Annotated in this window: 28 protein-coding genes; 19 read left to right on the top strand and 9 right to left on the bottom strand. The window is 71.4% G+C overall.

Annotated features, from left to right (window positions below; translation table 11 throughout):
• From BT98_RS27340 to BT98_RS0118370, 6 genes are all read left to right on the top strand, one after another.
• Nucleotides 1–587: alpha/beta hydrolase family protein (locus BT98_RS27340; RefSeq protein WP_211254403.1), on the top strand; the 587-nt coding region annotated here is incomplete at its 5' end.
• Between the two features lie 37 nt (nt 588–624).
• Nucleotides 625–1,254 carry a hypothetical protein gene (locus BT98_RS0118350; RefSeq protein WP_115359341.1) on the top strand — a complete coding sequence of 210 codons (630 nt, stop codon included), beginning with the start codon at nt 625–627 and terminating at the stop codon, nt 1,252–1,254.
• 86 nt (nt 1,255–1,340) lie between these two features.
• Nucleotides 1,341–2,003, top strand: a complete 663-nt coding sequence (locus BT98_RS28470) for a hypothetical protein (protein ID WP_019459506.1) — start codon at nt 1,341–1,343, stop codon at nt 2,001–2,003.
• Between the two features lie 166 nt (nt 2,004–2,169).
• Complete coding sequence (locus BT98_RS0118360) at nt 2,170–3,318, top strand: S-(hydroxymethyl)glutathione dehydrogenase/class III alcohol dehydrogenase (RefSeq protein ID WP_019459507.1); 1,149 nt, start codon at nt 2,170–2,172, stop codon at nt 3,316–3,318.
• Nucleotides 3,318–4,160 carry an S-formylglutathione hydrolase gene (fghA, locus tag BT98_RS0118365; RefSeq protein ID WP_019459508.1) on the top strand — a complete coding sequence of 281 codons (843 nt, stop codon included), beginning with the start codon at nt 3,318–3,320 and terminating at the stop codon, nt 4,158–4,160. The genes BT98_RS0118360 and fghA overlap by 1 nt, the downstream gene beginning before the upstream one ends.
• A gap of 176 nt (nt 4,161–4,336) precedes the next feature.
• Complete coding sequence (locus BT98_RS0118370) at nt 4,337–5,533, top strand: pyridoxal phosphate-dependent aminotransferase (protein ID WP_019459509.1); 1,197 nt, start codon at nt 4,337–4,339, stop codon at nt 5,531–5,533.
• A 171-nt stretch (nt 5,534–5,704) separates the two neighbouring features.
• Here the strand turns inward: BT98_RS0118370 and BT98_RS0118375 are convergent, their stop codons facing one another.
• From BT98_RS0118375 to BT98_RS0118395, 5 genes are all read right to left on the bottom strand, one after another.
• On the bottom strand, nt 5,705–6,013 hold the full coding sequence (locus BT98_RS0118375; protein ID WP_019459510.1) for a hypothetical protein: 309 nt from the start codon (nt 6,011–6,013) through the stop codon (nt 5,705–5,707).
• A gap of 235 nt (nt 6,014–6,248) precedes the next feature.
• On the bottom strand, nt 6,249–7,148 hold the full coding sequence (locus BT98_RS0118380) for an MBL fold metallo-hydrolase (RefSeq protein WP_019459511.1): 900 nt from the start codon (nt 7,146–7,148) through the stop codon (nt 6,249–6,251).
• The gene (locus BT98_RS27870; protein ID WP_019459512.1) at nt 7,145–8,059 is read right to left on the bottom strand and encodes a DMT family transporter; all 915 of its coding nucleotides are present in this window, start codon (nt 8,057–8,059) and stop codon (nt 7,145–7,147) included. The genes BT98_RS0118380 and BT98_RS27870 overlap by 4 nt, the downstream gene beginning before the upstream one ends.
• Nucleotides 8,056–9,042 carry a DMT family transporter gene (locus tag BT98_RS27875; protein WP_019459513.1) on the bottom strand — a complete coding sequence of 329 codons (987 nt, stop codon included), beginning with the start codon at nt 9,040–9,042 and terminating at the stop codon, nt 8,056–8,058. The genes BT98_RS27870 and BT98_RS27875 overlap by 4 nt, the downstream gene beginning before the upstream one ends.
• A 231-nt stretch (nt 9,043–9,273) precedes the next feature.
• Nucleotides 9,274–10,866, bottom strand: coding sequence for a hypothetical protein (locus BT98_RS0118395; protein ID WP_115359239.1), 1,593 nt, complete (start codon nt 10,864–10,866; stop codon nt 9,274–9,276).
• A gap of 254 nt (nt 10,867–11,120) precedes the next feature.
• On the opposite strand from BT98_RS0118395, the gene BT98_RS0118400 reads away from it, so the two are divergent.
• The 5 genes from BT98_RS0118400 to BT98_RS0118420 all read left to right on the top strand — a co-directional run bounded on the left by BT98_RS0118400 (nt 11,121) and on the right by BT98_RS0118420 (nt 15,352).
• Nucleotides 11,121–11,852, top strand: a complete 732-nt coding sequence (locus BT98_RS0118400; RefSeq protein WP_019459515.1) for a class I SAM-dependent methyltransferase — start codon at nt 11,121–11,123, stop codon at nt 11,850–11,852.
• 133 nt (nt 11,853–11,985) lie between these two features.
• Nucleotides 11,986–13,386: a hypothetical protein gene (locus BT98_RS0118405; protein WP_019459516.1), complete on the top strand. Its 1,401-nt coding sequence runs from the start codon at nt 11,986–11,988 to the stop codon at nt 13,384–13,386.
• Between the two features lie 152 nt (nt 13,387–13,538).
• Nucleotides 13,539–14,573: a glycosyltransferase family 2 protein gene (locus tag BT98_RS25025; protein ID WP_019459517.1), complete on the top strand. Its 1,035-nt coding sequence runs from the start codon at nt 13,539–13,541 to the stop codon at nt 14,571–14,573.
• Nucleotides 14,570–14,905 carry a DMT family transporter gene (locus BT98_RS0118415; protein ID WP_019459518.1) on the top strand — a complete coding sequence of 112 codons (336 nt, stop codon included), beginning with the start codon at nt 14,570–14,572 and terminating at the stop codon, nt 14,903–14,905. The genes BT98_RS25025 and BT98_RS0118415 overlap by 4 nt, the downstream gene beginning before the upstream one ends.
• Before the next feature lie 3 nt (nt 14,906–14,908).
• The gene (locus BT98_RS0118420) at nt 14,909–15,352 is read left to right on the top strand and encodes a DUF3574 domain-containing protein (RefSeq protein WP_019459519.1); all 444 of its coding nucleotides are present in this window, start codon (nt 14,909–14,911) and stop codon (nt 15,350–15,352) included.
• A 5-nt stretch (nt 15,353–15,357) separates the two neighbouring features.
• On the opposite strand, the gene BT98_RS25030 is transcribed toward BT98_RS0118420, so the two are convergent.
• Complete coding sequence (locus BT98_RS25030) at nt 15,358–16,683, bottom strand: alpha/beta hydrolase family protein (RefSeq protein ID WP_019459520.1); 1,326 nt, start codon at nt 16,681–16,683, stop codon at nt 15,358–15,360.
• A gap of 384 nt (nt 16,684–17,067) precedes the next feature.
• On the opposite strand from BT98_RS25030, the gene BT98_RS0118430 reads away from it, so the two are divergent.
• Complete coding sequence (locus BT98_RS0118430) at nt 17,068–17,556, top strand: hypothetical protein (protein WP_019459521.1); 489 nt, start codon at nt 17,068–17,070, stop codon at nt 17,554–17,556.
• Nucleotides 17,557–17,563: 7 nt separating this feature from the next.
• Here BT98_RS0118430 and pdxY read toward each other — a convergent pair whose 3' ends face one another.
• Nucleotides 17,564–18,412 (bottom strand): pyridoxal kinase PdxY, encoded by an 849-nt coding sequence (pdxY, locus tag BT98_RS0118435; protein ID WP_019459522.1) that lies wholly within the window; start codon nt 18,410–18,412, stop codon nt 17,564–17,566.
• A gap of 213 nt (nt 18,413–18,625) precedes the next feature.
• Here pdxY and rpmE point away from each other — a divergent pair, with 213 nt between their 5' ends.
• The 3 genes from rpmE to BT98_RS0118450 all read left to right on the top strand — a co-directional run bounded on the left by rpmE (nt 18,626) and on the right by BT98_RS0118450 (nt 20,566).
• Nucleotides 18,626–18,856, top strand: coding sequence for a 50S ribosomal protein L31 (gene rpmE, locus BT98_RS0118440; protein ID WP_019459523.1), 231 nt, complete (start codon nt 18,626–18,628; stop codon nt 18,854–18,856).
• 281 nt (nt 18,857–19,137) lie between these two features.
• Entirely contained in the window at nt 19,138–19,620 is a 483-nt protein-coding gene (locus tag BT98_RS25035; RefSeq protein WP_019459524.1) for an Hsp20 family protein, read from the top strand.
• A 358-nt stretch (nt 19,621–19,978) separates the two neighbouring features.
• Nucleotides 19,979–20,566, top strand: a complete 588-nt coding sequence (locus BT98_RS0118450; RefSeq protein WP_019459525.1) for a DUF1013 domain-containing protein — start codon at nt 19,979–19,981, stop codon at nt 20,564–20,566.
• Between the two features lie 171 nt (nt 20,567–20,737).
• Here the strand turns inward: BT98_RS0118450 and BT98_RS0118455 are convergent, their stop codons facing one another.
• Together BT98_RS0118455 and BT98_RS26755 are read right to left on the bottom strand one after the other, a co-directional pair.
• A complete protein-coding gene (locus BT98_RS0118455; protein ID WP_115359238.1) occupies nt 20,738–21,886 on the bottom strand; it encodes a DNA topoisomerase IB in 1,149 nt (382 codons plus the stop codon).
• 242 nt (nt 21,887–22,128) lie between these two features.
• A complete protein-coding gene (locus tag BT98_RS26755) occupies nt 22,129–22,302 on the bottom strand; it encodes a YdcH family protein (protein ID WP_019459527.1) in 174 nt (57 codons plus the stop codon).
• A gap of 104 nt (nt 22,303–22,406) precedes the next feature.
• Between BT98_RS26755 and BT98_RS0118465 the strand changes: the two genes are divergently transcribed.
• The 4 genes from BT98_RS0118465 to BT98_RS25040 all read left to right on the top strand — a co-directional run.
• Nucleotides 22,407–22,607 (top strand): YdcH family protein, encoded by a 201-nt coding sequence (locus BT98_RS0118465; protein WP_019459528.1) that lies wholly within the window; start codon nt 22,407–22,409, stop codon nt 22,605–22,607.
• A 26-nt stretch (nt 22,608–22,633) separates the two neighbouring features.
• Nucleotides 22,634–23,137 (top strand): 5-(carboxyamino)imidazole ribonucleotide mutase, encoded by a 504-nt coding sequence (gene purE / locus BT98_RS0118470; protein ID WP_037251528.1) that lies wholly within the window; start codon nt 22,634–22,636, stop codon nt 23,135–23,137.
• A complete protein-coding gene (locus BT98_RS0118475; protein ID WP_019459530.1) occupies nt 23,134–24,258 on the top strand; it encodes a 5-(carboxyamino)imidazole ribonucleotide synthase in 1,125 nt (374 codons plus the stop codon). Before purE ends, BT98_RS0118475 begins: the two co-directional genes overlap by 4 nt.
• A gap of 295 nt (nt 24,259–24,553) precedes the next feature.
• Nucleotides 24,554–25,662: OmpA family protein (locus BT98_RS25040; RefSeq protein WP_037251520.1), on the top strand; the 1,109-nt coding region annotated here is incomplete at its 3' end.

A 25,662-nucleotide genomic window follows, 5' to 3' on the forward strand; every position in this document is an offset into this window, starting at 1 on the left:
CAGCGGCTCAATCGCCGCCCAGAGATCATCAGAAACCAAAGGCTTCGCCATGCCCACAGAAACGCATCATACCGGGTTTAGTTAGGCGCTCTAAGTCGCTGTCGGGGACTGTGGAGAGGTACCAGGCTACATTCACCGGGCGGCATCACGTCGGAAGCAAGTACTTCGCACACGATCAGGCGGATGAAATTCGGCGGTACATTGAGGGCCAGCCCTCTGGCACGAAAGTCTCCTTAATTGGCCACAGCTACGGTGGTGACACGGCCATCGAAGTGGCCGGCAAGCTGGCGCAGGAAGGCCATAAGATCGACACGCTGGTGACGGTCGATCCGGTGGGCAGCCGACGGAATTCGGCGGACTTCCTCATCTGGGCGAAACAAGGGGCAGACCGCTGGATCAATGTGAACGCGACGGGAGGAAGTGCGCTGGAATTCTCGAACGCCGTAGCGGGCCTCGGCGGTGCCTACAATGAGCGTCCGCAGCAGTACGCGGACGTCCACTTCAACGTTGCTGCAACCCTGGGAGCTTTCCTGCTCTGTTGGAAGGCCGGAATTCCGACGGGTATCGCGCGTTGGATGCGGCACTAGGCACTTGGTCCGCTCCCCGCGCAACGGGGAGCGCGCCGTGACCCGCTCCGCCCTCCGCCTCGCCGCCGCGCTCCTCCCGCTCACCCTGCCCGGCTGTGCCGTCTGGAGCTTCATGCTCGGCTCGCCACGCATCCACGACCTGCGCTTCGAGAGCATTGAGGTGACGGATCTCAGGGACCATCCGGAATTCTGGTCCGCATCGGATAGGCTGCCCTCGCAGCCCATGCCCACATTGCTCGTGCGCTTCTCCACAGCGCACGACCTGGCCGCGATTTATGCCGACGGCGGCCATACGATCTTCGCTGACCTGTCGATCTGCACGGAAGGCCGGTTCGACGAGAACCGGCTGCTCACGGGGGACACTTTCGTCTACGATGAGCAGGGTTACGTCATGAATACCCTGGGGCGCCCTCCTTCGCAGCAACGGCGCGCCGATGGCCTCATCGTGTCCTACTTCTTCCCCGACATCGTATCGCAGGCCGGGAAATACTCTGTCGGTTTGGAGCCCGACCCCCGCTACGTCACGCGCGACCTGCGCCGCGACCCGGCCGACCTCTGCTTCCACCTCCTTGGCGGCACGATGGCGTTCACCTCCTACACCTCCAACACCGCCATCATCCCGGCCGAGGCCCTGCGCGCCGCCTTCGCCCGCAGGCGCGTGCCGTGACCCCGCCCCGGCGCAATCCGCGCGACCTCCCGGAGAACGCGGCGCTCGGCCGCTGGCCCGCCACCGGGGCGAGGCCGTAGGCCGCCATGATCGCCCGCACGCTCCGCCTCGCCGCCGCGCTCCTCCCGCTCACCCTGCCCAGATGCGCCGTCTGGAGCTTCATGCTCGGCTCGCCACGCATCCACGACCTGCGCTTCGAGAGCATCGAGGTGACGGATTTCAGGGATCATCCGGAATTCTGGTCCGCATCGGATAGGCTGCCTTCGCAGCCTATGCCCACATTGCTCGTACGCTTCTCCACCGCGCACGACCTGGCGCGGGTCTATGCCAATGGTGGCCACACCATCTTGGCCGCCGTGTCGCTCTGCACCGACGCCCGGTTCGACGGGGATCGGCTGCTCACGGGCAGCCGCTCCGTTCGCACCGCGGTGGGAGACGTCATGACGGCAGGTCTGGACCCACCGCCACTGCCCCGGCGGGCCGATGGCCGCATCGTTTACAGCTTCTTCCCCGACATCGTGTCGCAGGCCGGGAAGTACAGAACCGGCGACATCCCTGACCCGGAATATGTCAGCCGCGACCTGCGCCACGACCCGGCTGATCTCTGCTTCCGCCTCCGGGGCGGCACGATGGCCTTCACCTCCTACACCTCCAGCACCGCCACCATCCCCGCCGAGGCCTTGCGCGCCGCCTTCGCCCGCGACACGCCCCCGGCCATACCCCCTGCCGCACCGGGAACCACGCCGTGATCCGCCCCGGCTCCCACCCGGCCCTTCCGCCCCACCCCGCTGCCGGCCCGGCTGGCCTCCCGCGCCGGATGCCCTATGGTGCGGCCACGATCCCCCGCCGGCCGGCCCACCAACCCGGGCGCGGGGCATTTGTCCGAAACCGTCCTCAGCAGGAAAACTGAACGCCATGGAAACACGCGCCGCGGTGGCCTGGGCCGCCGGAAAGCCCCTGACCATCGAGACCGTGCGGGTGGAAGGCCCGAAGCCCGGCGAGGTGCTGGTGGAGATCATGGCCACCGGCGTCTGCCACACCGACGCCTACACCCTTTCCGGCGCGGATTCGGAGGGCAAGTTCCCCGCCATCCTGGGGCATGAGGGCGCGGGCATCGTGCGCGAGGTCGGCGCCGGGGTCACCAGCGTGAAGGTGGGCGACCACGTCATTCCGCTCTACACGCCGGAATGCCGCAACTGTAAGTCCTGCCTGTCGCAGCGGACGAACCTCTGCACCGCCATCCGCTCGACCCAGGGCCAGGGCGTGATGCCCGACGGCACCAGCCGCTTCCATTGCGAGCCGGCGGGCGGCGCGCCGGCGAGGAGCCAGGCGAGCGGCGACACCGTCTTCCACTACATGGGCTGCTCGACCTTCGCGAACTTCACCGTGCTGCCGGAGATCGCGGTGGCCAAGGTCCGCGAGGACGCGCCCTTCGACAAGATCTGCTACATCGGCTGCGGCGTCACCACCGGCATCGGCGCGGTGATCAACACCGCCAAGGTCTGGCCCGGCGCCAATGTCGTGGTCTTCGGCCTGGGCGGCATCGGGCTGAACGTCATCCAGGGTGCGCGCATGGTGGGCGCCGACAGGATCGTCGGCGTGGACCTCAACCCCGCCAAGGTCGAGATGGCGAAGCGCTTCGGCATGACCGACTTCATCAATCCGACCGAGGTGGGCAACGACAAGGTGGTCCAGGCCATCCTCGACATCACCGGCGGCGGCGCGGATTTCTCCTTCGACTGCACGGGCAACGTGAACGTCATGCGGCAGGCGCTGGAATGCTGCCATCGCGGCTGGGGCGAGAGCATCGTCATCGGCGTGGCCGAGGCGGGCAAGGAGATCAGCACCCGCCCCTTCCAGCTCGTCACCGGCCGCGTCTGGAAGGGCTCGGCCTTCGGCGGCGCGCGCGGCCGCACCGACGTTCCGAAGATCGTGGACTGGTACATGGAGGGCAAGATCGAGATCGACAGCCTGATCACCCACACCATGCCGCTCGACCAGATCAACCACGCCTTCGACCTGATGCACGAGGGCAAGTCCATCCGCAGCGTCATCGTCTACTGATGGAGATCCTTTCCCGCACGCGGAGCTTCGGCGGCACGCAGCTTGTGTGCCGCCACGACAGCACGGTGACCGGCACGCCGATGCGCTTCGGCCTCTACCTGCCGCCGCGAGCCGGCGAGGCGGGGGCGAAGCTCCCCCTCCTCTGGTTCCTGTCCGGCCTCACCTGCACCGAGGCCAACTTCACCGAGAAGGCCGGCGCCCAGCGCCTCGCCGCCGAGCTCGGGCTGATCCTCGTGGTGCCCGATACCTCGCCGCGTGGCGAGGGCGTGGCCGACGACCCGGCCTATGACCTGGGCCAGGGCGCGGGCTTCTACCTCGACGCCACCGAGGCGCCCTGGGCGCCGCATTTCCGCATGGAAAGCTGGATCGCGAGCGAGCTGCCCGGGATCGTTTCGACGGAGTTCCCGGCGGATATGGGGCGGCAGGCGGTCACCGGCCATTCCATGGGCGGCCATGGCGCGCTGACCCTGGCGCTGCGGCACCCCACGCGCTTCCGGTCGGTCTCCGCCTTCGCCCCGATCGTCTCGCCCCTGCGCTGCCCCTGGGGGGAGAAGGCGCTCACCGCCTATCTCGGCCCCGACCGTGCCACCTGGCGCGGCCACGACGCCACGGCCCTGATCGAGGACGGCGCCCGCCTGCCGGAGATCCTGGTGGACCAGGGCACGGCCGACCCCTTCCTGGAAAGCCAGCTCAAGCTGGACCTGCTGCGGGAGGCCTGCGGCAAGGCCGGCATCCCGCTGACCCTGCGGATGCAGGAGGGCTACGACCACTCCTACTACTTCATCAGCAGCTTCATGGACGACCATCTCCGCTGGCACGCGGAGCGCCTCGCGGCGGGCTAGGCCGGCCGGCACCCGCGGCCGGAGCCCGGCCGCGGGCAGGGGTGCCCACTGCGGAGGCACCGCATGGCTGGCAGGCCCGGTGCGCTCCCGGTTTCCCGCCCGGCGGCTGTGGCCTTCCCCCCCGCCGCGGGCGATAACCGAATTCCTTCCGACGCCGCCCCGCGCATGAGGACCTGATGAGCGCCGCCCTTTCCGATGCCATGACCGACCTCACCGAGACGCTGCCGGAGCGCGTCCGCGGCCTGGGCAGCAGCCAGATCGCCGAGGTGGCCGACCTCGCCCGCGAGGACCCTGCGGTCATCAAGCTCTGGATCGGCGAGGGCGACCTCCCCACCCCGGATTTCGTGACCGAGGCGGTGGTGCAGGCGCTGCGCGAGGGCCATACCCGCTACACCTATTCCCTGGGCCTGCCCCGGCTGCGTCAGGCGCTGGCCGACTACCACCGCCGCCACTGGGGGGTGGAGGTCGCGCCGTCGCGCTTCTCCGTGACCTCGGGCGGCATGAACGCGGTGATGCAGGCCTTCCAGGCGGTGCTGGAGCCGGGCGACGAGGTCGTCCATCCCTCCCCCGCCTGGCCGAACCTGCTGGAGGCCGCGCGCATCTGCGGCGGCGTGCCCGTGCCGGTCAGCTATCGCCGCAAGGCCGATGGCGGCTTCGTCCTGTCGCTGGAGGACCTCTTCGCGGCGGTGACGGCGCGCACGAAGGTCATCGTCATCAACTCGCCCTCCAACCCCACGGGCTGGGTGATGCCGCGCGCGGACATGGAGCGGCTGCTGGCCTTCGCCCGGGAGCGGGGGATCTGGATCCTCTCCGACGAGGTGTACAACCACTTCACCTACGGCAATGCCATCGCTCCCTCCTTCCTGGAGATCGCGCGCCCCGACGACCGGCTGCTGGTGACCAACACCTTCAGCAAGAACTGGGCGATGACCGGCTGGCGCGCCGGCTGGGTGGTCTATCCGCAGGGGCTGGACGCCACCTTCGCCAAGCTGAACCAGTACAACACCACCTCGATCCCGACCTTCGTGCAGCACGCGGCGATCGTGGCGCTGGAACAGGGCGACGGCTTCATCCGCAAGATGGTCGGCCGCTGCGCCGAGAGCCGCCAGATCTTCGTGGACGGCCTGGCCCGCCTGCCCGGCGTGACGCTGAGCGTGCCGGAGGGCGCCTTCTACCTGTTCTTCTCGGTGGAGGGGGAGAAGAGCGCCCTGGACCTCGCCAAGCGCGTGCTGCGCGAGGCCAGGGTGGGCCTGGCGCCCGGCACCGCCTTCGGCCCGGCGGGCCAGGGCTGCCTGCGCCTCTGCTTCGCCATCTCGCCCGAACTGGCGCGCGAGGCGATGGCGCGGCTGGAGGGCTTCTTCACCCGCCGCTGAGGCGCCGAAACAGGCCGGGGCGCGCCAGCCCGCCGGGCGGCGCGGCCCGGCCGCCGCGCGCCGCCCCTGGGCACGGATGGTGCCGGGCGGGCGGGCGTGGGCAGTGAGACACGGACTGGGGGGCACGGCCGGATGGCCGCACCCCGGTACGGGCCTGGCCTGGGGAGGCGCTCAGTCCTCCTCGTATTCCTCGTCCTCGTCATCCTCGACCAGCGGCACGAGGAACATGATGACCGGCCCGTCATCCTCCTCGTCCTCCTCGTCCTCTTCCTCCAGCTCCACCTGGCGGAACTCGGCGATCTCCTCCTCGGTGGCCGCGCGCCACTTCAGCGGGGCCTCGCCGTCCCAGAGGGGGCCGTCCTCGCTTTCCAGGTCCAGAAGGTCGTCGCGGAACTCCTTGCCCTCGAAGATCTCGCGGGCCTCGTCTTCCCCCGCGTCGGTGATGGCAACCGGCTTGCCGCCGATCTCAAGCGTGAACATGGCTGGTTCCTTGCCTCCGGCAGCGCATTGCCGCTCCCGGTAGTTTCGATCGGGCCGCGGCGATTCCAAGGGGAGCCGCCGCGATCTGTCCCGGCAAGCGGAGCGGGGCTTGCGCCCCCCGCTCTAGCCGCAGGCGCCGCCGCGGGAAATGGCGACGGCACCGATTCGTGGGAATGTCACCGGCTCCCTGCCCGGCGGCAAGCCCTTTCCTGGCCCCGTGGGCCGGGCGGGCCGGTCAGCCGGGCGTGGCACGGAAGCCACCGCCCTCCCGCCGCGCCCGTCCCTCCGCCACCAGCTTCAGCAGGTGCGCGAGCAGGCTGCGTGCCGCCCCGCGCACGAGGCGCGGGTCCAGCGACGGTCCATAGACTGGCGGCACCAGATCCTCCGCGCTCGCCGTGCCCGCCGCGCGCAGCGCCGCCAGCACCTTCGCCTCGCGTGCCTCCCGGTGCCGGATCAGCGCGGCGAGGAAGGGCCTGGGCTGCGGCAGGACGGGGCCATGGCCGGGCAGCATCAGCCGGTCGTCCCGTGCCGCGATCCGGGCCAGGGAACGCATGTAGTCCGCCATGTCGCCGTCCGGCGGCGAGACGACGCTGGTGGACCAGGACATGGCGAGGTCGGCACTGAAGAGCAGCCCCGGCCTCTCCGTCACGAAGCAGAGATGGTTGGCGCAATGTCCCGGCGTGTGCAGGGCGCGCAGGCGCCAGCCCTCGCCTTCCACCGCGTCGCCCTCGGCCAGCAGCGCGTCCGGGCGGAAGCCGTGGTCCGCCCCCATCCCCCCGGCCTCCGGCGGGGTGGGATGCGCGCCAAAGGCCAGCACCGGCGCACCGGTCGCGGCGGCCAGGGCCGGGGCGCCTTCCGAATGGTCGAGATGCGTATGGGAAACGAGGATGCGGGCGATCCGCTCGCCCCGCGTGGCGCGCAGGATGGCCGCGCGATGCGCCGCATCCTCCGGTCCGGGGTCGAGCAGCGTGACCTCCCCCCGCCCGATCAGCCAGGTGTTGGTGCCGCGGAAGGTGAGCGGCCCGGCATTGCCGCAGAGGATGCGCCGCACCGCGGGCTGGCCGGGGGCCGGGGCGACGGCCTCCCGCGCCTCGCCGGGCGGCAGGTCGTCCCCGGTGAGGAAGGGGATGCTCATTCGCCGGCCACCGCCTCGCTGGGCTTGGCGCGGGGCTCGGCCACCGGCCCGGGCCTTGCGCGGCCCGGCAGGATGGCGAGGCCAGCACCCACGATGAGGAGCGCGCCCAGGATCATCACCAGCGAGGGGGCATCGCCGAAGACGGTCCAGCCGATGATCGTCGCCCAGATCAGCCCGCAATAGGTATAGGGGCCGAGCGCCGAGACCTGGGCGGAGGCGAAGGCTTCCGTCTGCAGCACCTGGGCCAGCCCGCCCAGCGTGCCGAGCAGGACCAGCAGGCCGAACTGCCCCCATGTCGGCGTCACCCAGACGAAGGGCAGCGCGCAGGTCATGATCCCCGTCATCAGGATGGCCTGCCAGAGCGTGATGGTGGAGCTGCTCTCGGTGGCGGAGAGCTGGCGGATCTGGAGCGTGGTCAGCGCCGAGACCAGCCCCTGCGTCACCGCCGCCACATAGGCCCAGCCGGGGGCGCTGCCACCGCCCAGCCCGCCCTGCCCCAGCGCCACCGTCACGACGCCCAGGAAGCCGACCAGCACCGCCAGCCAGCGCCGCCGGTCCGGCTGCTCGCCCAGGAAGGGGATGGCCAGGATCGTGATGAAGAGCGGCTGCGTGTAGCCCAGCACCTGCTGCTCCGCGAGCGGCAGCACGCTCACCGCCAGGAAGGACAGGCTCATCGCCACCAGCCCGGTGCTGGCCCGGACCACATGGCCGCCGAAGCGCCGCGTGCGCAGCGTGATCGTGCCGCGCGAGGCGATCAGCAGCACCATCGGCAGCGAGAACAGGTTGCGGAAGAACATCAGCTCGGGAACCGGGATGGTGCTGCCGAGCTGCTTCACCAGCGCGTTCATCAGCTGCCAGATCAGCCCGGCCGCGACGATCAGCAGGGCCCCGCGCCGCAGGTCGTGCCTCATGCCGCCGTCCTCGCCGCCAGGCGCGCCGGGGCGGCGGCACCCTTGCCGTCCGCCCGGCTTTCCATCCGCCGCTTCTCCCGCGCCCGGATGCGCTCCCGGTGCAGGTTGTACAGGCCGGCGCAAACCACCACGCCGGCGCCGGCGAAGGTCGTCCAGGCGGGCATGTCGCCCCAGATCACGAAGCCCAGTGCGGTGCCCCAGAGGATCGGGGTGTATTCCAGCGGCGCCAGCGTCGCGACCGGCGCGATCGCATAGCCCCGGGCCAGCAGGTAGTGCGCCAGCCCATGCGCCAGCCCGCACATCGCCACCAGCGCCAGGGCGAAGAGCGAGGGCCATTCCTCCGGCAACGGGAAGAAGGGCAGCATCAGCAGCCCGGCCGGAAGCTGCCCGAACATCAGCCAGAAGGTGATGGTGGTCGGCTTGTCCGTGCGCGCCAGGACACGGGTCCAGATCCGCGTCATCGCCAGCATGGCGACCGCGACCAGGATCAGCACGGTGTTCAGCCCCCAGAGCGCGCCGCCCGGCTGGAACATGAACAGCACGCCGAGGAAGCCGATGCCCGTGCTGGTCCAGCGCCGCCAGCCCACCGTCTCCCCCAGCATGGGGATGGCGAGCAGGGTGAGCATCAGCGGCGCGGTGGCGGCCACCGCGTAGGTGTCCCCCAGGGCCAGGCCGTGCCGCCAGGCGATGTAGTAGAGCGCCGTCGCCACGACGTTCAGCAGCCCGCGCCAGAAGATCAGGCGTCCGTTCACCGGCCAGATCCGCCCCGGCCCGCCGGGACGGCAGACGCCGGCCATGAGCCCCACGGCGAGCGTGCCGAACAGCCCGCGCCAGATCATGGCGCCCGCGGTGCCGAGCTCGGGCAGCGCCCATTTCATCGAGGCGTCGGAGAGGGAGAAGACAAGGTAGCTCAGGGCGACGAAGCCGATTCCCCGAACGGCGTCGTCGATGGGCGTTGTCACGCCGGCCTTGCTGCTGGACACGAAATCACTCCCCCTTCCCGGCGCTGTGGCCGGTGATTTCTTCAGGGTGGTATTTTGTAGGACGAGTTCGCGCCGCAGGGCATGTGCGGGACACGCTGATCTGCCCCGCGCGGCGCCGAAAATCCCCGCACTGTGTCCTGGCGCACCGTTCCCCCGCCCGTTTCCTGGCCGCCGCTGCCTCCCGGACAGGCAGGCGGCGTCGCGGCGGGGTTCCGCGCGCGCCGCGCCGCCTCAGTTGTCCCGGACATAGAGGCGGTAGCCCTCGATCTCGCCCTCCTGGTGGTAGTGCCGCCAGGTCGCGGCGAAGAGCGGGTGGCGGGAGAAGTATTCGGCGAAGTCGAATTCCCGCCCGCACCAGGGAATGCCCGGGTTGCGGTCGATCAGCACCGCGGCCGGGGGCGCCTTCGCGAAATCCTCCGCCACGGTGCGGTAGACGAAGAATTCCGCCCGGCTCATCTCCCAGGGCTGGCGGTAGCGTTCGCCGCTGTCCGGGCAGGTCCGGTACACGCCCTGCAGCAGCCACATGTTCATGGTGCGCAGCGTGGACTGCACATGCGCATAGTTCAGCGCCGGATAGACCGGATAGATGTCGGGGCTGATGATCAGCAGCCGCTCGCCATAGGCCTCGTGCTTCAGCCAGGCGGTCAGCCGCCCGGCCTTGCTGTCCTCGAAGCCGATCTCGCGAAAGGGCGCCTCGCCGCCGCGCAGGGCGAAGAGGGCGAGTCCCGCCGTGGCCAGCAGCGCCAGCCCGGGCGCCGCCCGCCGCGCCGTGGCCAGCGGCAGGACGGAATCCGCCGCGCGCGCCGCCAGCAGCCCGGCCAGCACGCCGCCCAGCATCAGCACCGGCGCGACATGGTAGGTCCAGCCCTTGTGCTGCACCCAGGCGGACAGGAAGGCGCCCAGCGCCGCCGCCGCCAGCACCCGCGCCAGGGGGCCGCCCGTGGCGCGGAAGGCGAGCGGCAGCAGCACCAGCAGCAGGGCCGTCGCGACGGCGAGGTTGGGCGTGAACAGCACCGCCCAGGCGCTCTGCCCGCCGAGATCCAGGTAGTACTGCCAGACCAGCGGCACGACATAGCCGAGATAGGCCGGGAAGATCAGCGGGATGGCCGCGAGATAGGCCAGCCAGACCGCGGCCATCGCCCAGGGCGCCGGGTCCCGCAGGGCGCGGCGCGGCCCGCGCCGCAGCAGCACCAGCGCCTCCACCAGCAGGGGCACGGCCAGGAAATGCGGCTTCAGCGCGAAGCCCAGCGCGGCAAGCAGCGTGGTGCCGAGCCAGAGCCCGCGCGCGGTGCGCCACCCCTCCATCCGGCGCGCGGCCAGCAGCGCATAGGGCAGCGCCGCCGTGCCCATCAGAACCTCCCGCTGCCCGAAGTCGTAGCCGATCACCAGCATCGCCAGCGGCAACAGCCCGGTCAGCACCGCCGCCTCCACCGTGCCCTCGGCCCGCCCCTCGCGCAGCCGCAGGCAGAGCCACAGGCTCAGCCCGGCCAGGGCGAGCAGGCAGAGCTGCAGCGCCTGCACCCCGTCCAGCGGCGTCCAGGCCGCGATCGCCGCCGGGACCAGGTTCAGCGAGAAGATCAGCGGCGGGTTGACGTCGATCAGGTCCACATAGAGCCGCTCCCCGGCGAACCAGCGCTCGGAGAAGTTCAGCACCGCCGCCACGTCGTGGTTCAGGGGCGGCGACAGCACCGCGAGCAGGAAGAGCAGCGCGGGCAGATGCACCGCCAGGCGCAGCAGCCGTGCCCGCAGGCGCGCGGCGGCCGGGGAGGCGGTGGAAGAAAGGCCGCCCGTCTTGGGCGCGGCGCCCGTGACAGCCCCCGTCATGGCGCCTGTCATGGCCTCCGCCATGGTCCGGGCCAGGGCATGGGCCTTGGGAGAGGGCGGCGGGGCGCCGGAAGGAAGTCCTGGGGCGTAGCCCGGTGCGGCCGGGCCGTTCTGGTGTGGAGGCGGTTTCATCGTCCGGCGGAACAGGAAGCGGGGGCGGTCACATCCGCGGGAGAATTCCTGGCAGACGAATGCGGCGCTGGCGAGGCGGGACCGCCTTGTGGCAGCCGCGGCCCCGGCGAATAATCCGCGCCGTGGAGCCCACCGAATACACGCTGATGGACGAGGCCGAGGAAGGCATGTGGTGGTACCGCGCCATCCATGCCCGGCTGGCCCATGCCCTGGCCGCCCTGCCGCCCGGCGCCCGCGTGCTGGATGCCGGCTGCGGCACGGGCGGCTTCCTGCGGCGGCTGGAGGGCACGCTGCCCCGGCTGCGGCGCACCGGGCTGGAATACGACGCCGCCGCCGCCCGGAGGGCCGCCGCCAAGTCCGGCGCCGCCGTGGCCTGCGGCGACGTCAACCGCCTGCCCTTCGCCGATGGCAGCTTCGACGCCGTGGTGTCGGTGGACGTGCTTTGCCACCGGGGCGTGGCCGAGTCCCTGGCCCTGGCCGAGTTCCACCGCGTCCTGGCGCCGGGCGGCCGGGTGATCCTGAACCTGCCGGCCTTCGAGTGGCTGCGTTCGGCCCATGACACGCGGGTCCACAACGCCCGCCGCTACACCGCGCCCGCCGCCCGGCGCCTGCTGGCCGGGGCGGGTTTCGGCGCCATCGAGACGCGCTACTGGAACAGCCTGCTGCTGCCACTGATGGTGGCGCAGCGGAAGATCCTGTCGCGGGGCGAGGATGCCCCCAGCGACGTCGCGCCCTTTCCGCCCTGGCTGGATGCCGCGCTGACGGCCGTGGACCGCGCCGAGCGGCGCCTCCTCGCCGCCGGGGCCCGCTTTCCCGCCGGGGGTTCCGTGCTGGCGGTGGCCGCGCGGCCCTGAAGGGGTCTTCCGGCCCGCCGCGTCATCCTGTCACTTGCGCCGGCGCCACACGCAGTGGTTGATATCGCCCACGGCTTGCACCCGCGCCCCACCGGGATTCCGTGCTGCACCGGCCGCCACAGCGGGGTCGTTCTTGAGATTCCTCTTTCTGGGCAGCACCTTCCGGGCGCTCGACAACCTCGCCCCCGCCATGGCGGTGTTGCGCGCGGGTGGCCATGCCTGCCGCAGCCTGCTCTATCCCCTGCCCGGCGATGCCTCGCGCGACCGCTTCGCCGGCTGGCCGGAAGGCACGCACCGGGTGCTGGAACATGCCGCCGGAACCGTGGCGGAATACGCCGACCACGCCCGCTCGCCCAGCTTCCTGGAGGAGATCGCGGCGGAGATCGAGGACTTCCGGCCCACCGCCTCCGTGCTGGCGGTGAACACCCTGCCCTTCGCCCGGCTCCGCGTGGACCTGCGGGAACGCCTGCCGCGCGCGCCTCTCTGGGTCGGCGTCCAGCATGGGCTGGTGCAGCGCTGGGAGGAGATGAACCGGCACGACACCTGCGACGCCTTTCTGGCCTTCGGCCCGCGCGACCTGGGGCGGCTGGCGCCCTGGCTGCGCGCCCGCGCGCGGGTGGCCGGCCTGCCGAAGCTGGACCGGCTGGCGGAACAGCCCGTCACCGACCGGGGCTTCCTGCTCTATGTCGCCGATGCGCGTCCCACCGCCGTGGAGGCGGTGAACCGGCTACTGACCGTGCTGGAGGCCCGGCTGGAGCGTCCCGTTCTGGTGCGCGACCATCCCGCCCGCCCGGGCCTCTACCGCCCCGGGGCCAGCCTGCCGCGCGACCCGGGCTTGCAGGCGCTGGTCGAGGCCGGGGACCCGATCCCGGCCCTGGCGGCCTGCTCGGCGGTGCTGACCAACTATTCCACCCTGGGGCTGGAGGCCCTGGCCCTGGGCAAGCCGCTGGTCTCGCTGCCGCTGGACGATGCCCTCGAAGCCTTCGGGGGCATCCCCGGCCTCGCCGCCTCGCTGGAGCCGGAGGTCGTGCTCGACGCGCTCCGCCGGGCACGGGAGGATGGCGCGGCGGTGGACCGGTTCCTGGAGGATGCCGCCGGTGGCCGCGCGCCGCATCATGCGCTCCGCATGGCGCGAATACTGGAAAGCCTGGCGCGGGCGCACCGGCGCCGTGCCGGGAGGCCCGCGCCGGACCGGCGCCCCGCCGCCCGGCTGCCCCTCCGCCTCGGCGTGGAGTCGACCGCCTATCCGGCGGAGGGACGGCTGGCGCTGCGGGGCTTCGTCGCGGCGGACCCGCCGGTCACCCGGATTCGCCTGCGCCAGGGCGGGAAGCCGCTGGGCGAGGCCGAGGTGACCGGCCGCCGCCCGGATCTGGCGGATGCCTTCGCGGATTACGGGCGCATCGCGGTCGGCTGGCAGTTGGACTGCCCGCTGCCCCGGACCCCCGGGCTGCTGGAGGCCGAGTTTCTCGACGGGACGGGACCCCGCGGCACCCGGACCCTGCACCCCCGCGTGGCGGTTGCCGCTGTGCGGTGAGACCTGCCGCATCTTTCCGGATGGGCTGTCGCAGATCCGGAGCGCGACGGTCATTTTTTGGCCTAAAGAGAGCGCCATCATCCACCCTGGTCGCCCATTCCCGGGCTGCCATCTCCAGGCCGCGTTCCGCCGGCGAGAAGGACGACCCCGTCATGTTCCCCCTGCCCTCCGCACCGGCCGTGGCCCCGGCCCTGGATGGCTTCCAAGGCCTCAGCATCGTCGTTCCCGTCTATCGCGGCGCGGCCACGGTGGGCCGGCTGGTGGAGGCGCTGTCCGCCCTGCGCCCCGCCGGCGGCATCGAGATCATCCTGGTGAACGACGGCAGCCCGGACAATTCCGGCGATGTCTGCCGGCGCCTGGTGGAGACGGCCACGGTGCCGCTCACCTATATCGAGCACTCCCGCAACTTCGGCGAGCATAACGCGGTCATGAGCGGATTGCGCCGGACCCGCGGCAGCTACGTCATCACCATGGATGACGACCTGCAGAACCCGCCGGAGGAGGTCGTGCGGCTCTACGACCACGCCCGGCTCGGCGGCTGGGACGTGGTCTACACGCGCTATGCCGAGAAGAAGCACGAGGCCTGGCGCAACATCGGCTCGCGCTTCGCCAACAAGGTGGCCGACAGCCTGCTGGACAAGCCGGCCGGGCTCTATCTCTCCTCCTTCCGCTGCATGTCCGCCCTCGTGGTGGAGAACATCACCCGCTACACCGGCCCCTATCCCTATATCGACGGGCTGATCATGCAGGTGACGCAGCGGATCGATTCCATCGAGGTCCGCCACCTCGCCCGCGCCGAGGGCCGCTCCAACTACACGCTGCGCCGGCTGGTCCGGCTCTGGCTGAACCTCGCCACCTCCTTCTCGGTGAAGCCGCTGCGCATGGCCGGGCTGGCCGGCATCGCCATGGGCCTGCTGGGCCTGCTCGGCGTCTGCTGGGTGGTGGCCGAGACCTTCGTCCACGGCATGCCCTCGGGCTGGCCCTCGCTGATGGTGGTCACGCTGCTGATCGCGGGCGTGCAGTTCGTCATCCTGGGCGTGCTGGGCGAGTATGTCGGCCGCGCCTTCCTGTCCGCCAACGGCAAGCCGCAGGGCGTGGTGCGGGAGGAGCTGCGGGCCAGGCCGGAGATGCCGCCCCAGGAGCACGGCGCGGCGGCCGTTCTGCGGGATGGTGCCGAAGTCCGATGATGCCTTCCTGGATCGCGCTCGCCGCGGCGATCGCCACCTCGCTGTTCGGCCAGGTCCTGCTCAAGGCGGGAACGCTGGGCGAGGGCGGCTTCCTCACCCAGCTCTTCCGCTGGCAGACCATCATCGGCCTCGGCGCCTATGGCGGCGCGGCGCTGCTCTACATTGTGGCGCTGCGCAAGCTGCCGATGAGCGTGGCGCTGCCCTGCACCGCCGTCTCCTATGTCGCGGTCGCGGCCATCGGGCACTTCGCCTTCGGCGAGATGCTGGGCCCGGCCAAGGTGGCGGCGCTGGGGCTGATCTGCGCCGGGGTCGCCCTGCTGGCCGTGGCCTGAGCCGTGGCGCGGCGGCTGGCCGGGGCGGCGGGGCGTTTCGCCTTCCCCTGGGCGGGGGCGGCCCTGCTCGGCCTTTCCGCCTGCGCCGCCGGGCCGGCACCCGCCTGCCCCGCCGGGATGCGGGCCGCCACGGTGGCGGAGCTGTTCCTCGGCCGGAACCGCGCGGGCGCCCCGCCGGTGGGCGAGGCGGAATGGGACGCTTTCCTCGCCAGCGAGGCGACGCCGCGCTTTCCGGACGGTCTGACCGTGCTGGACGCCGCCGGGCAGTGGCGCGGGGCGGATGGCCGGGTGGAGCGGGAGGCGTCGAAGCTCCTGGTCGTCGTGCTGCCCGGTGTCACCGCCGGGGAGGCCCGCGCCCGCCTGGGCCCCCTGGCGGAAGCCTATCGCCTGCAGTTCCGGCAGGAGTCCGTGCTGCGGCTGCTCGGCCCGGGATGCGCGGGGTTCTGATCCCGTCAGCCCTTCCCCGCCGGGTCGCGCGGATAGACCCGGCTGTCATAGGGCGCCGGGTGGAAGGCCGGATCGAAGAGGCAGGTCTCCGGATAGGCCTTGCGGTAGCCCTCGCAGGACGCCGCGAGGGCCGCCGGCTCCGGTGGCTGCTTCGTGTCCACCCACCGCGACAGGGCCGCGAAGGCCGCCGCGTATTCCGGCGTGTGCAGCTTGCTGTGGACATGCTCCCGCGTGAAGGTCTGCACCAGCAGCGCCGCCGTGCCCGCCTTCTCCCGCACCGCGCGGTAATGGCTCTCGTGCTCGACAAAGGCGGTGGGGTCGTCGATCGCGTGCAGGGTCAGGGTCGGGATCGTGACCTTGCCGGTGAGGTCGCTGTCCTCCGCCAGCTCCGCCACCGCCTGCGGATCGGCCTGCAGCCGCGCCACGCCCGCGTTCAGCGCCGCGTCGTCGGCGGAACCCGTGTAGCGCACGCCCTCGTTGCCGAAGGGGCTGCGGCCGCCCAGCCGCTCCGCCACGATGTCGCGGTACAGGAAGGTCGCCCAGTTCATGTGCGAGGCCAGCGTGCGCTCCGGCACCCGCGTCACCGCGGTGATCGCGGCCAGATTCCGCGCCTGCTCCGGGCTGCGCTCGGCCGTGGGCTTTCCGGCGCCGGTGCAGGCCTCCACCCGTTCCGCCAGTTCCTTGCCCGTCATCCGCTGCCCGGCGGGCAGGCCGATGTTCAGCGGATACTGCGGCTCGTCCGGCCCCGGATGGTTGTGGCAGTAGTACTGGTACACGGCGCGCAGGTCGGTGCGGTAGCCATAGCCCTCCGTGCCGCCTGCCAGCACGCCGCTGGTCAGCAGCGCCCCGTCATAGCTGCCGGGGTAGAGCTCGATCGCCTTGGCCGCGACATTGCCGCCCCAGGACTGGCCATGGATGAAGGTGCGCTTCGGCTTCGCCACCTCGGCCACGAAGAGCTTGCGGAGGTTTTCCGTATCCTCCGCCGCCATGCGCACGCCATAGCCGCCACGGCGGTAGCTGCTGCCCGCCCAGGCATAGCCCTCCGACACGGTGACGGCGAAGCGCTGGAGGTCCTCCACCGGATCGTCCGGCTTCGGCGCGCCGAGGCGGGGCCCGCCATGGCTGTGCACCACCAGTGTTCCGTTCCAGTCCTTCGGCACCGCGATCCAATAATAGGCACCGTTGCCGTCGCGCCCGCGCCGGCATTCCGTGTCGGCGGGCAGCCCGTCGGGGCAGGCAACGCCTTCCGGTGCGGCCTGCGCCGGCCTGCCGAGTGTCAAGAGCATTGTCAGCAGGCCGCTCCCCACCAGCAGCGTCTTGGAACAGCGCATGGCTCTCCCTCCTCATTGTTGCCGGGAGGCTAGAGCAGGTCGCAACCCGGCGAAATCGGGCGGGCCGGTAAAAGCGCTGTCGTGTTCAACCACTCGGATCAAGGTGAACGCTTCATTCCGAAGGCCACTCACTACAACCATAAGGGGAATAGTGTATCTATTACGCCCATCTGGAAGGGAATGAGTGGCTTGATCCGGTGGCCCGCCTGCCTTGCGCTTCTCCTCCTTGGTGGCTGCGCGAGCCGATCTCTCCCTTTGCCGCCGCATTGGGCCGGATCGGCACCACAGGGTCCGGCGCAGACTGAGGCGCCGCGAGCGGCCCTCGGTTCGGGCCTCCGCCCCAGCGCCGAGGAACTGGCGCCCGGCGAGGCCGACCGAGCCCTGATGCTCCTTGCCCGTGCGACCGGGGACGGGCGCAGCGCGCGCAGTCCGGTGACCGTACCGAACCTGATCCTGGCCTACCTCATGGTCCGCGACTCCGGCCTGCACTTCGAGCGGCACCGCATCGAGCGGAAGGAGGGCGGTATCCTCGACGTGATCGAGGCCAGCGATCGTGCGACCGGCCAGCCCAGGCCCATCTTCTTCAGGACGGAACCGAAAACGCCGGAAGAGATCACGGCTACGCGGGCCTTGCGCTCGATCATGACGTCCGGCGATGGACGCAGCCCGCGCACCGCCTTAGCGGTGCCGGGGGTGCGCACGGAATACGCCATCCTCTTCATGCTCGGCCTGCAACGAAGCCAGCAGGTCCTGATGCCGCAGGATGGCGCATACTATGACCGTCTTACGGTGATCGACCCGGCCGATGGCACGGTGCGGGAAATGTATTTCCGCCTTCCCGGGGCCCCGGGCCTTCCAGTCAGAAGTCTCTGACGCCGCCTCAGCAGGGCTCCGCCACGAAGGTCTGGCTGGGGCGCACGAACTCGTCCTGCGCCGCCACGGTCAGGATCTCGCGCGACCCCGCCTCGGCCGTCCGCCGCAGCAGCCCGTGGATCGAGGAGGCGGCGGAGGAGACGGCCACCCGCACATCGCCCCAGCGCAGCCGGTGGAACAGGAACAGCGCCGCGATGGCATCGCCCGCGCCATTGACCGAGATCGGCAGCAGCGGCGTGCGGACCCGCCAGAACTGCCCCCCCTCCGCCGCCAGCATCTCGATGGCATCGGCCGGGGTGTCCTCCACGCGCAGGGAGGTCACCAGCACGCAGCGCGGCCCGCTTTCCTGCAAGGCGCGCACGGCCGCCTTCGCCTCGGCCAGCGTGCCGACGGCGCGGCCGGTCAGCCATTCCAGCTCGAACTGGTTGGGGGTGGCGATGTCGGCGGCGGGCATGGCCCGGTCGCGCATGAACTCCGGGATGCCGGGGCGGACGAAGACGCCGCGCCCGACATCGCCGATCACCGGGTCGCAGCAATAGACCGCCTGCGGGTTGGCCGCCCGCACCCGCGCCACCGCCTCCAGGATCGCCTCGCCGATCGCCGCATCGCCCATGTAGCCGGACAGCACCGCGTCGCAGGTGCCGAGCACGCCGCGCTCCTCGATCCCCGTCACCAGCTCGCGGATCAGCTCCGCCCCGAAGACCTGGCCGCGCCAGGCGCCGTAGCCGGTGTGGTTGGAGAACTGCACGGTGTTGAGCGCCCAGACCTCGGCGCCCAGCCGCTGCAGCGGAAACACGGCGGAGGCATTGCCGACATGGCCATAGGCGACCCAGGACTGGATGGAGAGGATGTTCATCGCGGCTTCACCAAGGAGAGACGATCGCACATCCCCGGTTTGGGCGCGGCGCGGGCCGGGGGCAAGGCCATCCGGGCCGGGGCCCCGCGCGCGCGATACGGCCGGGAGCGGCGGATACGCCCTTGGCGGTTGCGCCGCCGGGGCGCGGCGGCTAGAAGCCGCGTTTCCGCGCGCCCGGTCGGCATCGGGCGGCCACTAGACACGAGACCCCCGATGAAGCCCGACATCCATCCCGACTACCACGAGATCACGGTCATCATGACCGACGGCAGCACCTTCAAGACCCGCTCCTGCATGGGCAAGGAAGGCGACACGCTGCGTCTGGACATCGATCCGAAGTCCCATCCGGCCTGGACCGGCCAGCAGCGCGTGATCGACACGGGCGGGCAGATCGCCAAGTTCAACAAGAAGTTCGCCGGCATCGGCGCCCGCAAGAAGGGCTGATCCTCCGGCCCCGGCCGGGGCATGGGCGCTTTCCGGGCCTCGCGGGCTTTCCCGCGGGGCCTTTCGCGTTTCCGGCAGGTCCGCAGGCGTGGCGGCCGGAACCTTTTTCCCGCCGGCCAGGGGCCTTGAACGCGCTGTTTCCCCTCCCAATCTCCCCGCTGCCAGCGATGCCCGATCGGGGTCGCCGGCGCGGCAGCGGCCAGCACATCGCCCCTGGTGGGATGTCCTCCGGCCCCTCTGCCGCCCCGAAACTGGACCTTGCTTGGCTTGAGGAGGTTCTCGTGAACGCTTTCGACCTTTCCCCCCTTCTTCGCACCGCCATCGGCTTCGACCGCATGGCCCGGCTGGTGGACACCGCCCGCGCCGCCGCGGACGGCCCCGCCTATCCGCCCTATAATATCGAACGCGTGTCGGACGACGCCTATGTGCTGACGATGGCCGTGGCGGGCTTCGGCCCCGACGACATCGAGATCACGGCGCAGGACAACGTCCTCGTGGTATCCGGCAAGGCGGCACAGGACGACGCGCAACGCCGCTACCTGCATCGCGGCATCGCCGGCCGCGCCTTCGAGCGCCGCTTCGTGCTCGCGGACCATATCCAGGTCCAGGGCGCCGACATGGAGAACGGCCTCCTGCATGTCTCCCTGAAGCGCAAGGTGCCCGAGGCGCTGAAGCCCCGCCGCATCGCCATCGGGACGGCCGCGCCGCGCGCCGCCCTGGAAGTGGCGAACGAATCGGGCAAGGGCCAGCCCAGGGCCGCCTGACGCCCGCAGCCCCCGGGGCCGGTTCTTCCGGCCCGGGGCGATCCGGCGGGCTCCCTTTCCGGGACCGACGGGCTGGCGGAGCGATCCGCCGGCCCTTTTTCGTGCGCCCCCCCGTGGCGCCACGGGCCGGCGGCATCCCCGCCTGTCCGACTCTTTTGATCAGGATTGGCCCAGCGGGGTTTTGACCCGGCCCGGGCCTCTCACTATAGGAGGCGCCGACCTGCCGCAGCGGGCCGCTCCCCTTGGCTCCCGATGGGTTCATCCTTTCCGCGGGGCTTTTCCCAGGGTGGCCCCCTGGCGTTCTTTGCCCGACGCTCCTTTTCCGGGGGCCAGGCCCCTGTCCAGAGGTTACGCTCCGATGTCCAGCCCCCTGATGCCCAAGGCCACCGCCGTGTGGCTGATCGACAAGACCTCCCTCACTTTCGAGCAGGTGGCCGATTTCGTCGGCATGCATCCGCTGGAGGTGCAGGCGATCGCCGATGGCGAGGTGGCGCAGGGCATCGTGGGCTATGACCCGGTCGCCAACGGCCAGCTGACGCGCGAGGAGATCGCGCGCTGCGAGGCCGATTCCAAGGCGCGGCTGAAGCTGCTGGCCAGCCCGATCCCGGTGCCCAAGAAGCGCGGCAAGGGCGCCCGCTACATCCCCGTCTCCAAGCGCACCGACCGGCCGGACGGCATCCTGTGGCTGCTCCGCAACCACCCCGAGCTGACCGACACCCAGATCGAGAAGCTGCTGGCCACCACCAAGGAAACCATCGCCAAGGTGCGCGACCGCACCCATGCGAACTCCGCCAACATCAAGCCGCGCGATCCGGTGATCCTGGGCCTCTGCACCCAGTCGGAGCTGAACGCCGCCGTGGCCGCCGCCGCCGACCGTGCCCCCGGTGCGGCCCCGGCGATGATGCCACTGACCGATGACGAGGCCGAAGCCGAGGGCAATTACTGAGGCGGAGGCCCGGCCTCCCCTTTCCCGCCGCACTTCCGGAGGCCGGCGCCGCGAAGCGCCGCCTCGCGGCAGGCGGCGCTTGAGTTCCGGTCCGTTCGGGCCGGCGCTCCGCCGGGCGCCGGTCCGTGCCTCCGCCGGCCGGTGGCCCCGGCGCGCGGAAAGCCTCCGGGGCTACGCCGCCCGGCCGTTCGGCCCATCCCTGCCGTCCTGAAGACGGGTCAGCAGGGCCAGCACCGCCGCCTCCTCCGGCCGCAGGTCCTCGATCCGGTCCCGCAGCTCCTGGCCCGCCTCCTCTGCCACCTCCAGGATCAGGTTGCCGGCGAGGTAGCCGTCCAGCAGGTCCGGGTGGACGTAGCATTTGCGGCACACGGTCGGCGTGTTGCCCAGGCGCCTGGCGACCCGCTCGATGGCCGCGCGGATGTTGCGCCGGCCCACCGCCTGGCTGTCGAAGCGCTCGAACTCCCGCAGGGCCAGCGCCGCCATCACCGTTCCAGCCCAGGTGCGGAAGTCCTTGGCTGTGATGTCCCGCCCGGTGATCTCCCGCAGGTAGTCGTTCACATCCTCGGACCGGATGGCATGTGCCTCCCCGTCCTCGTCCCGGTAGGCGAAGAGTTCCTGCCCCGGCAGATCCTGGCAGGCCCGGATCACCCGCGCGATCCGCCGGTCCCGCAGTCCGAGCTGCCAACGCTTGCCGCTCTTGCCCTTGAAGTCGAAGCGGATCTCGCCGCCGTCCAGCCTGACGTGCCGGTTCCGCAGCGTGGTCAGGCCATAGGAACCGTTCTGCGCGGCATAGTCCTCGTTGCCGACACGGATCAGCGTGTCCTCCAGCAGCCGCGTCACGGTCGCCAGCACCTTCTCCCTCGGCAGGCCCTTGCGCGCCATGTCCGACGCCACCCGCTTCCGGATCTCCGGCAGGCAGGCGGCGAACTCCATCATGTGCCCGTATTTCGCCGTATCCCGCGCTTCCCGCCATCCGGGGTGGTATCGGTACTGCTTGCGGCCCCGCTCATCCCGGCCCGTGGCCTGGAGATGCCCGTTCGCCAGCGGGCAGATCCAGACGTCGCGATAGGCGGGCGGAATGGCCAGCGAACGGATGCGGGTGAGTTCCGCCTTGTCGCGCAGCGGATGCCCGTCCGGATCGCGATAGGCGAAGCCGCTGCCCGCCCGCCGCCGCGTGATCCCCGGCCCCTCGTCGGACACATAGCGCAGCCCCGCCGCCCGGGCGGCCCGCTTCAGCTCCGGCGGTGTCCCACCAGGGGTCGCACCTTGGGGGGTCGCGCCTCGGGGGCCTGGGTCACGGGCGGCGATGTCGAGGGGCATGGGGCGGGTCCTCCACACCGGAAAACCGGCCAGCGGCCGGCGCGGTTGCGTCCCGTGTCACGCAACTGTCGCTGTCCTGCATCCGGTGCGGGGTCCGGCGGTCCGGGCGGCGCGGGAACGCAGCCGGGGGGGGGTGGACCGGCGCGCGACGCCGGTGCTGGCGGGAATGGGATGCCGCCAAGGCAAAGGATGGAGAAGCGGGAGCACCGGCGCCCGGCCGGGCGCCGGTGCTCCCTCCGGGCTCAGCCCGTCGCGCCGCGAAGGCGCTCCATCTCCTCCTTCAGGCGCAGTTTCTCCAGCTTCAGGCGGGTCAGTTCCGCCTCATCGGGCTTGGGACGGTGGGTCTCGGCGAAGAGCCGGTCTTCCAGCGCGGCGTGGCGCTCCTCCAGCGAACGCAGGCGCGGGGCGGTCTGCATGGGCCTTGGTTCCTTCTCCCGATTAGCGGCTGTCAGGGCCGCACTTGTATGTTATGGGCGCGGACCCCTTCGGGTTGCAGCCCTTTCCGGAACCGTCGCCCCATATGCTCGCCGATCGCGACAGCCTCCTTCGCCGCCTCCACGAGCTCCGAAGCGAGCACCGGGACCTGGACTCCGTCATCACGCGCATGGAGCTGGGCGTCAGCGACCAGCTCCAGATGCAGCGCCTCAAGAAGCGGAAGTTGAAGTTGAAGGACGAGATCGTCTGGCTCGAAAGCCAGCTTCTGCCGGACATCATTGCGTGACGGAGGCCGCCGTGACCAGCCCCTGGATGCCCTCCCCCGGAACGCCCGACGCCGCGCCGCTGGTGGGGATCATCATGGGCAGCCGCTCCGACTGGGAGACGATGCGCCATGCCGCCGAGATCCTGACCGCGCTGGAAGTGCCGCACGAGACCCGCGTGGTTTCGGCCCACCGTACGCCGGACCGGCTCTACGACTATGCCCGCGGCGCCGCCGGCCGTGGCCTGCGGGTGATCATCGCCGGGGCTGGCGGGGCCGCGCACCTGCCCGGCATGGCCGCCGCGATGACCTCGCTGCCCGTGCTCGGCGTGCCGGTGGAAAGCCAGGCGCTGAAGGGCATGGATTCGCTGCTCTCCATCGTCCAGATGCCCGCCGGCATCCCCGTCGGCACCCTCGCCATCGGCCGCGCCGGGGCGGTGAATGCGGCCCTGCTCGCGGCCGCCATCCTGGCCGGCACCGACCGGGCCCTGGCGGACCGGCTGGCGGCGCATCGCCGCGCGCAGACCGAATCCGTGCCGGAGAATCCCGCGTGAGCACCGCTCCCCTCCCCCCGGGTGCCACGATCGGCATCCTGGGCGGCGGGCAGCTCGGCCGCATGACCGCCATGGCCGCCGCCCGCCTCGGCTATCGCTGCCATGTCTTTGCGCCGGAGGCGGATTCCCCCGGCATGCAGGTCGCCGCCGCCCGCACCGTCGCGCCCTACGAGGATATCACGGCGCTGGAGCGCTTCGGGCGCGCCGTGGACGTCGTCACCTTCGAGTTCGAGAACGTGCCCGTCGCCTCGCTGGACGCGCTGGAGGCCGTGGTGCCCTGCCGCCCCGGGCGCCGCGCCCTCTCGGTCTGCCAGGACCGGCTGCAGGAGAAGGCCTTCCTGGCCGGGGCCGGCGTGCCCGTCGCGCCCTGGCGCGCGGTGCACAGCCGCGAGGACCTGTCGGCCGCGGTGGCTGAGCTCGGGCTGCCCGCCGTGCTGAAGACCACGCGCCTGGGCTATGACGGCCGTGGCCAGGCGGTGCTGCGCGAGGATGCCGACCTCGACGCGGCCTGGGAGCGCCTGTCGCCCCGGCCGCTGATCCTGGAAGCCTTCGTGCCCTTCGTGATGGAGGTCTCCGCCATCGCCGCACGCGGGCTGGATGGCAGCGTGGCGACCTATGACGTGGCCGAGAACCGCCACGCCCGCCACATCCTCGACCTGTCCTTCGCCCCCGCCCGCATCCCGGCGGCGACCACGGAGCAGGCGCGCCGCCATGTCGCGCGGGTGGCGGAGGCGCTCGACCTCGTCGGCGTGGTGGCGGTGGAGTTCTTCCTGATGGAAGACGGCACCCTGCTCGGCAACGAGATCGCCCCGCGCCCGCACAATTCCGGCCACTGGACGCCGGAGGCCTGCATCGCCGGGCAGTTCGAGCAGCAGGCCCGCGCCGTGGCCGGGCTGCCGCTCGGCGCCACCACGCGCCATGCCGATGCGGTGATGCGGAACCTGATCGGCCCCGAGGGCATGGCGCGCTGGCCGGCGATTCTCGGCGCGCCCGGCGTGGTGGGGCAGCTCTACGGCAAGGGCGCGCCGCGCCCCGGCCGGAAGATGGGCCATGCCAATCTCCTGCTGCCCCTCGGCACGCTGGCGGAGACGGAGGAGGCGGTCCTCCTCGGCCGCATCTGAGCCCGCTGCGGGGCGAGGCGGCCCTGCACCCGCGAGTCTCCTGCGCCTTCGCAGTCCCCCTGCTCGTCGCTTCCATGCCGCGGCGGCGCGCGGCGCCGTCTTTCCGGGGCGTCAGGCTTCCCGGGCCCGGAATGCTCGTGGCATCGTCGCCACAGTGATGCAGAAACGAGACGCAGGCGGATGCTTTCCCGGCGAGCCGGTGCTATCTCCCGCTTATGCCGCAGCATGAATCGGGGGGTTCTTCCTCACAGGTCTGCGGTTGCGATGCCCTGATGGGATCGAGGGAGAATTTATGATGAGCCTTCGCAAGGCACTGATGGCCGCGACGATCCTGTCGCTGCCGCTGGCCGCCCAGGCGCAGCCGATCACCGGCCTGTATGTCGGTGCTGGCGCCGGCGCCAACTGGGTGCAGAGCACCACGAACAACGTCGACTCCGACTCCTCCACCCGGGTCCGCCTCGGGCTGCCGAACGACAGCCTGAAGGCGAAGTACGAGCTGGGCTGGGGCGGCGTCGCCAGCATCGGCTGGGGCTTCGGCAACGGCCTGCGCCTCGAGGCCGAAGGCAGCTACCGCGAGAACGACATCGACAACCTGAGCGCCTTCGGCACGCGCGGCTACGCCATCGGCGGCAAGCAGCGCACCTATGGCGCGATGGGCAATGTCTTCTATGACTTCGCCCTGCCCAGCTTCATCCCGCAGTTCACCCCGGTCGTGCCCTATATCGGCGCCGGCGTGGGCTACCAGTGGGTGCAGATGGACAACGCGACCGGTCGCTATGGCTCGAACGCCCGCCTGGTGATCGACGACACCGATGGCCAGTTCGCCTACCAGGGCATCGCCGGCCTCGCCTTCCCGATCCCGGCTGTGCCCGGCCTGTCGTTCACGGCGGAATACCGCTTCCTCGGCACGCTGCAGCCCGAGTTCGACACGCAGATCCAGAGCGTGGCCGCCAACGGCACCCGCACGACGCTGTCGCGCTCGAAGACCGAGTTCGACAACTACAACCACTCGGCCTTCTTCGGCCTGCGCTACGCCTTCAACACGCCGACCCCGCCGCCGCCGGCCGTTGCCCCGGTGGCGCCGCCGCAGGCCGTGGCCCGCACCTACCTCGTGTTCTTCGACTGGGACCGTTACAACCTGACGGACCGCGCCCGGCAGATCATCACCGAGGCGGCGCAGAACGCGCGTAGCACGGGTTCGACCCGCATCGAGGTGGCCGGCCACGCCGACCGCTCCGGCACGCCGCAGTACAACATGGGCCTGTCGCGCCGCCGCGCCGACGCCGTGGCCGCCGAGCTGGTGCGCAACGGCGTGCAGCGCTCGGAGATCACGGTCGAGGCCTTCGGCGAGAGCCGTCCGCTGGTGCCGACCGCCGACGGCGTGCGCGAGCCGCAGAACCGCCG

It is taken from the genome of Roseomonas mucosa ATCC BAA-692, assembly GCF_000622225.1.
In the GTDB taxonomy this organism is placed as follows: domain Bacteria; phylum Pseudomonadota; class Alphaproteobacteria; order Acetobacterales; family Acetobacteraceae; genus Roseomonas; species Roseomonas mucosa.

What these genes read in the sequence shown, in the direction of transcription:
- BT98_RS0118370 (WP_019459509.1), top strand. Translation starts at nt 4,337, where the DNA reads ATGAGCGCCGCCCTTTCCGATGCCATGACCGACCTCACCGAGACGCTG.
- fghA (WP_019459508.1), top strand. Translation starts at nt 3,318, where the DNA reads ATGGAGATCCTTTCCCGCACGCGGAGCTTCGGCGGCACGCAGCTTGTG.
- pdxY (WP_019459522.1), bottom strand. Translation starts at nt 18,412, where the DNA reads ATGAACATCCTCTCCATCCAGTCCTGGGTCGCCTATGGCCATGTCGGC.
- BT98_RS0118415 (WP_019459518.1), top strand. Translation starts at nt 14,570, where the DNA reads ATGATGCCTTCCTGGATCGCGCTCGCCGCGGCGATCGCCACCTCGCTG.
- rpmE (WP_019459523.1), top strand. Translation starts at nt 18,626, where the DNA reads ATGAAGCCCGACATCCATCCCGACTACCACGAGATCACGGTCATCATG.
- BT98_RS26755 (WP_019459527.1), bottom strand. Translation starts at nt 22,302, where the DNA reads ATGCAGACCGCCCCGCGCCTGCGTTCGCTGGAGGAGCGCCACGCCGCG.
- BT98_RS0118380 (WP_019459511.1), bottom strand. Translation starts at nt 7,148, where the DNA reads ATGAGCATCCCCTTCCTCACCGGGGACGACCTGCCGCCCGGCGAGGCG.
- BT98_RS0118375 (WP_019459510.1), bottom strand. Translation starts at nt 6,013, where the DNA reads ATGTTCACGCTTGAGATCGGCGGCAAGCCGGTTGCCATCACCGACGCG.
- purE (WP_037251528.1), top strand. Translation starts at nt 22,634, where the DNA reads ATGCCCTCCCCCGGAACGCCCGACGCCGCGCCGCTGGTGGGGATCATC.
- BT98_RS0118395 (WP_115359239.1), bottom strand. Translation starts at nt 10,866, where the DNA reads ATGACGGGGGCTGTCACGGGCGCCGCGCCCAAGACGGGCGGCCTTTCT.
- BT98_RS0118360 (WP_019459507.1), top strand. Translation starts at nt 2,170, where the DNA reads ATGGAAACACGCGCCGCGGTGGCCTGGGCCGCCGGAAAGCCCCTGACC.
- BT98_RS28470 (WP_019459506.1), top strand. Translation starts at nt 1,341, where the DNA reads ATGATCGCCCGCACGCTCCGCCTCGCCGCCGCGCTCCTCCCGCTCACC.
- BT98_RS0118430 (WP_019459521.1), top strand. Translation starts at nt 17,068, where the DNA reads ATGCTCCTTGCCCGTGCGACCGGGGACGGGCGCAGCGCGCGCAGTCCG.
- BT98_RS0118450 (WP_019459525.1), top strand. Translation starts at nt 19,979, where the DNA reads ATGTCCAGCCCCCTGATGCCCAAGGCCACCGCCGTGTGGCTGATCGAC.
- BT98_RS25030 (WP_019459520.1), bottom strand. Translation starts at nt 16,683, where the DNA reads ATGCGCTGTTCCAAGACGCTGCTGGTGGGGAGCGGCCTGCTGACAATG.
- BT98_RS0118465 (WP_019459528.1), top strand. Translation starts at nt 22,407, where the DNA reads ATGCTCGCCGATCGCGACAGCCTCCTTCGCCGCCTCCACGAGCTCCGA.
- BT98_RS27870 (WP_019459512.1), bottom strand. Translation starts at nt 8,059, where the DNA reads ATGAGGCACGACCTGCGGCGCGGGGCCCTGCTGATCGTCGCGGCCGGG.
- BT98_RS0118455 (WP_115359238.1), bottom strand. Translation starts at nt 21,886, where the DNA reads ATGCCCCTCGACATCGCCGCCCGTGACCCAGGCCCCCGAGGCGCGACC.
- BT98_RS25025 (WP_019459517.1), top strand. Translation starts at nt 13,539, where the DNA reads ATGTTCCCCCTGCCCTCCGCACCGGCCGTGGCCCCGGCCCTGGATGGC.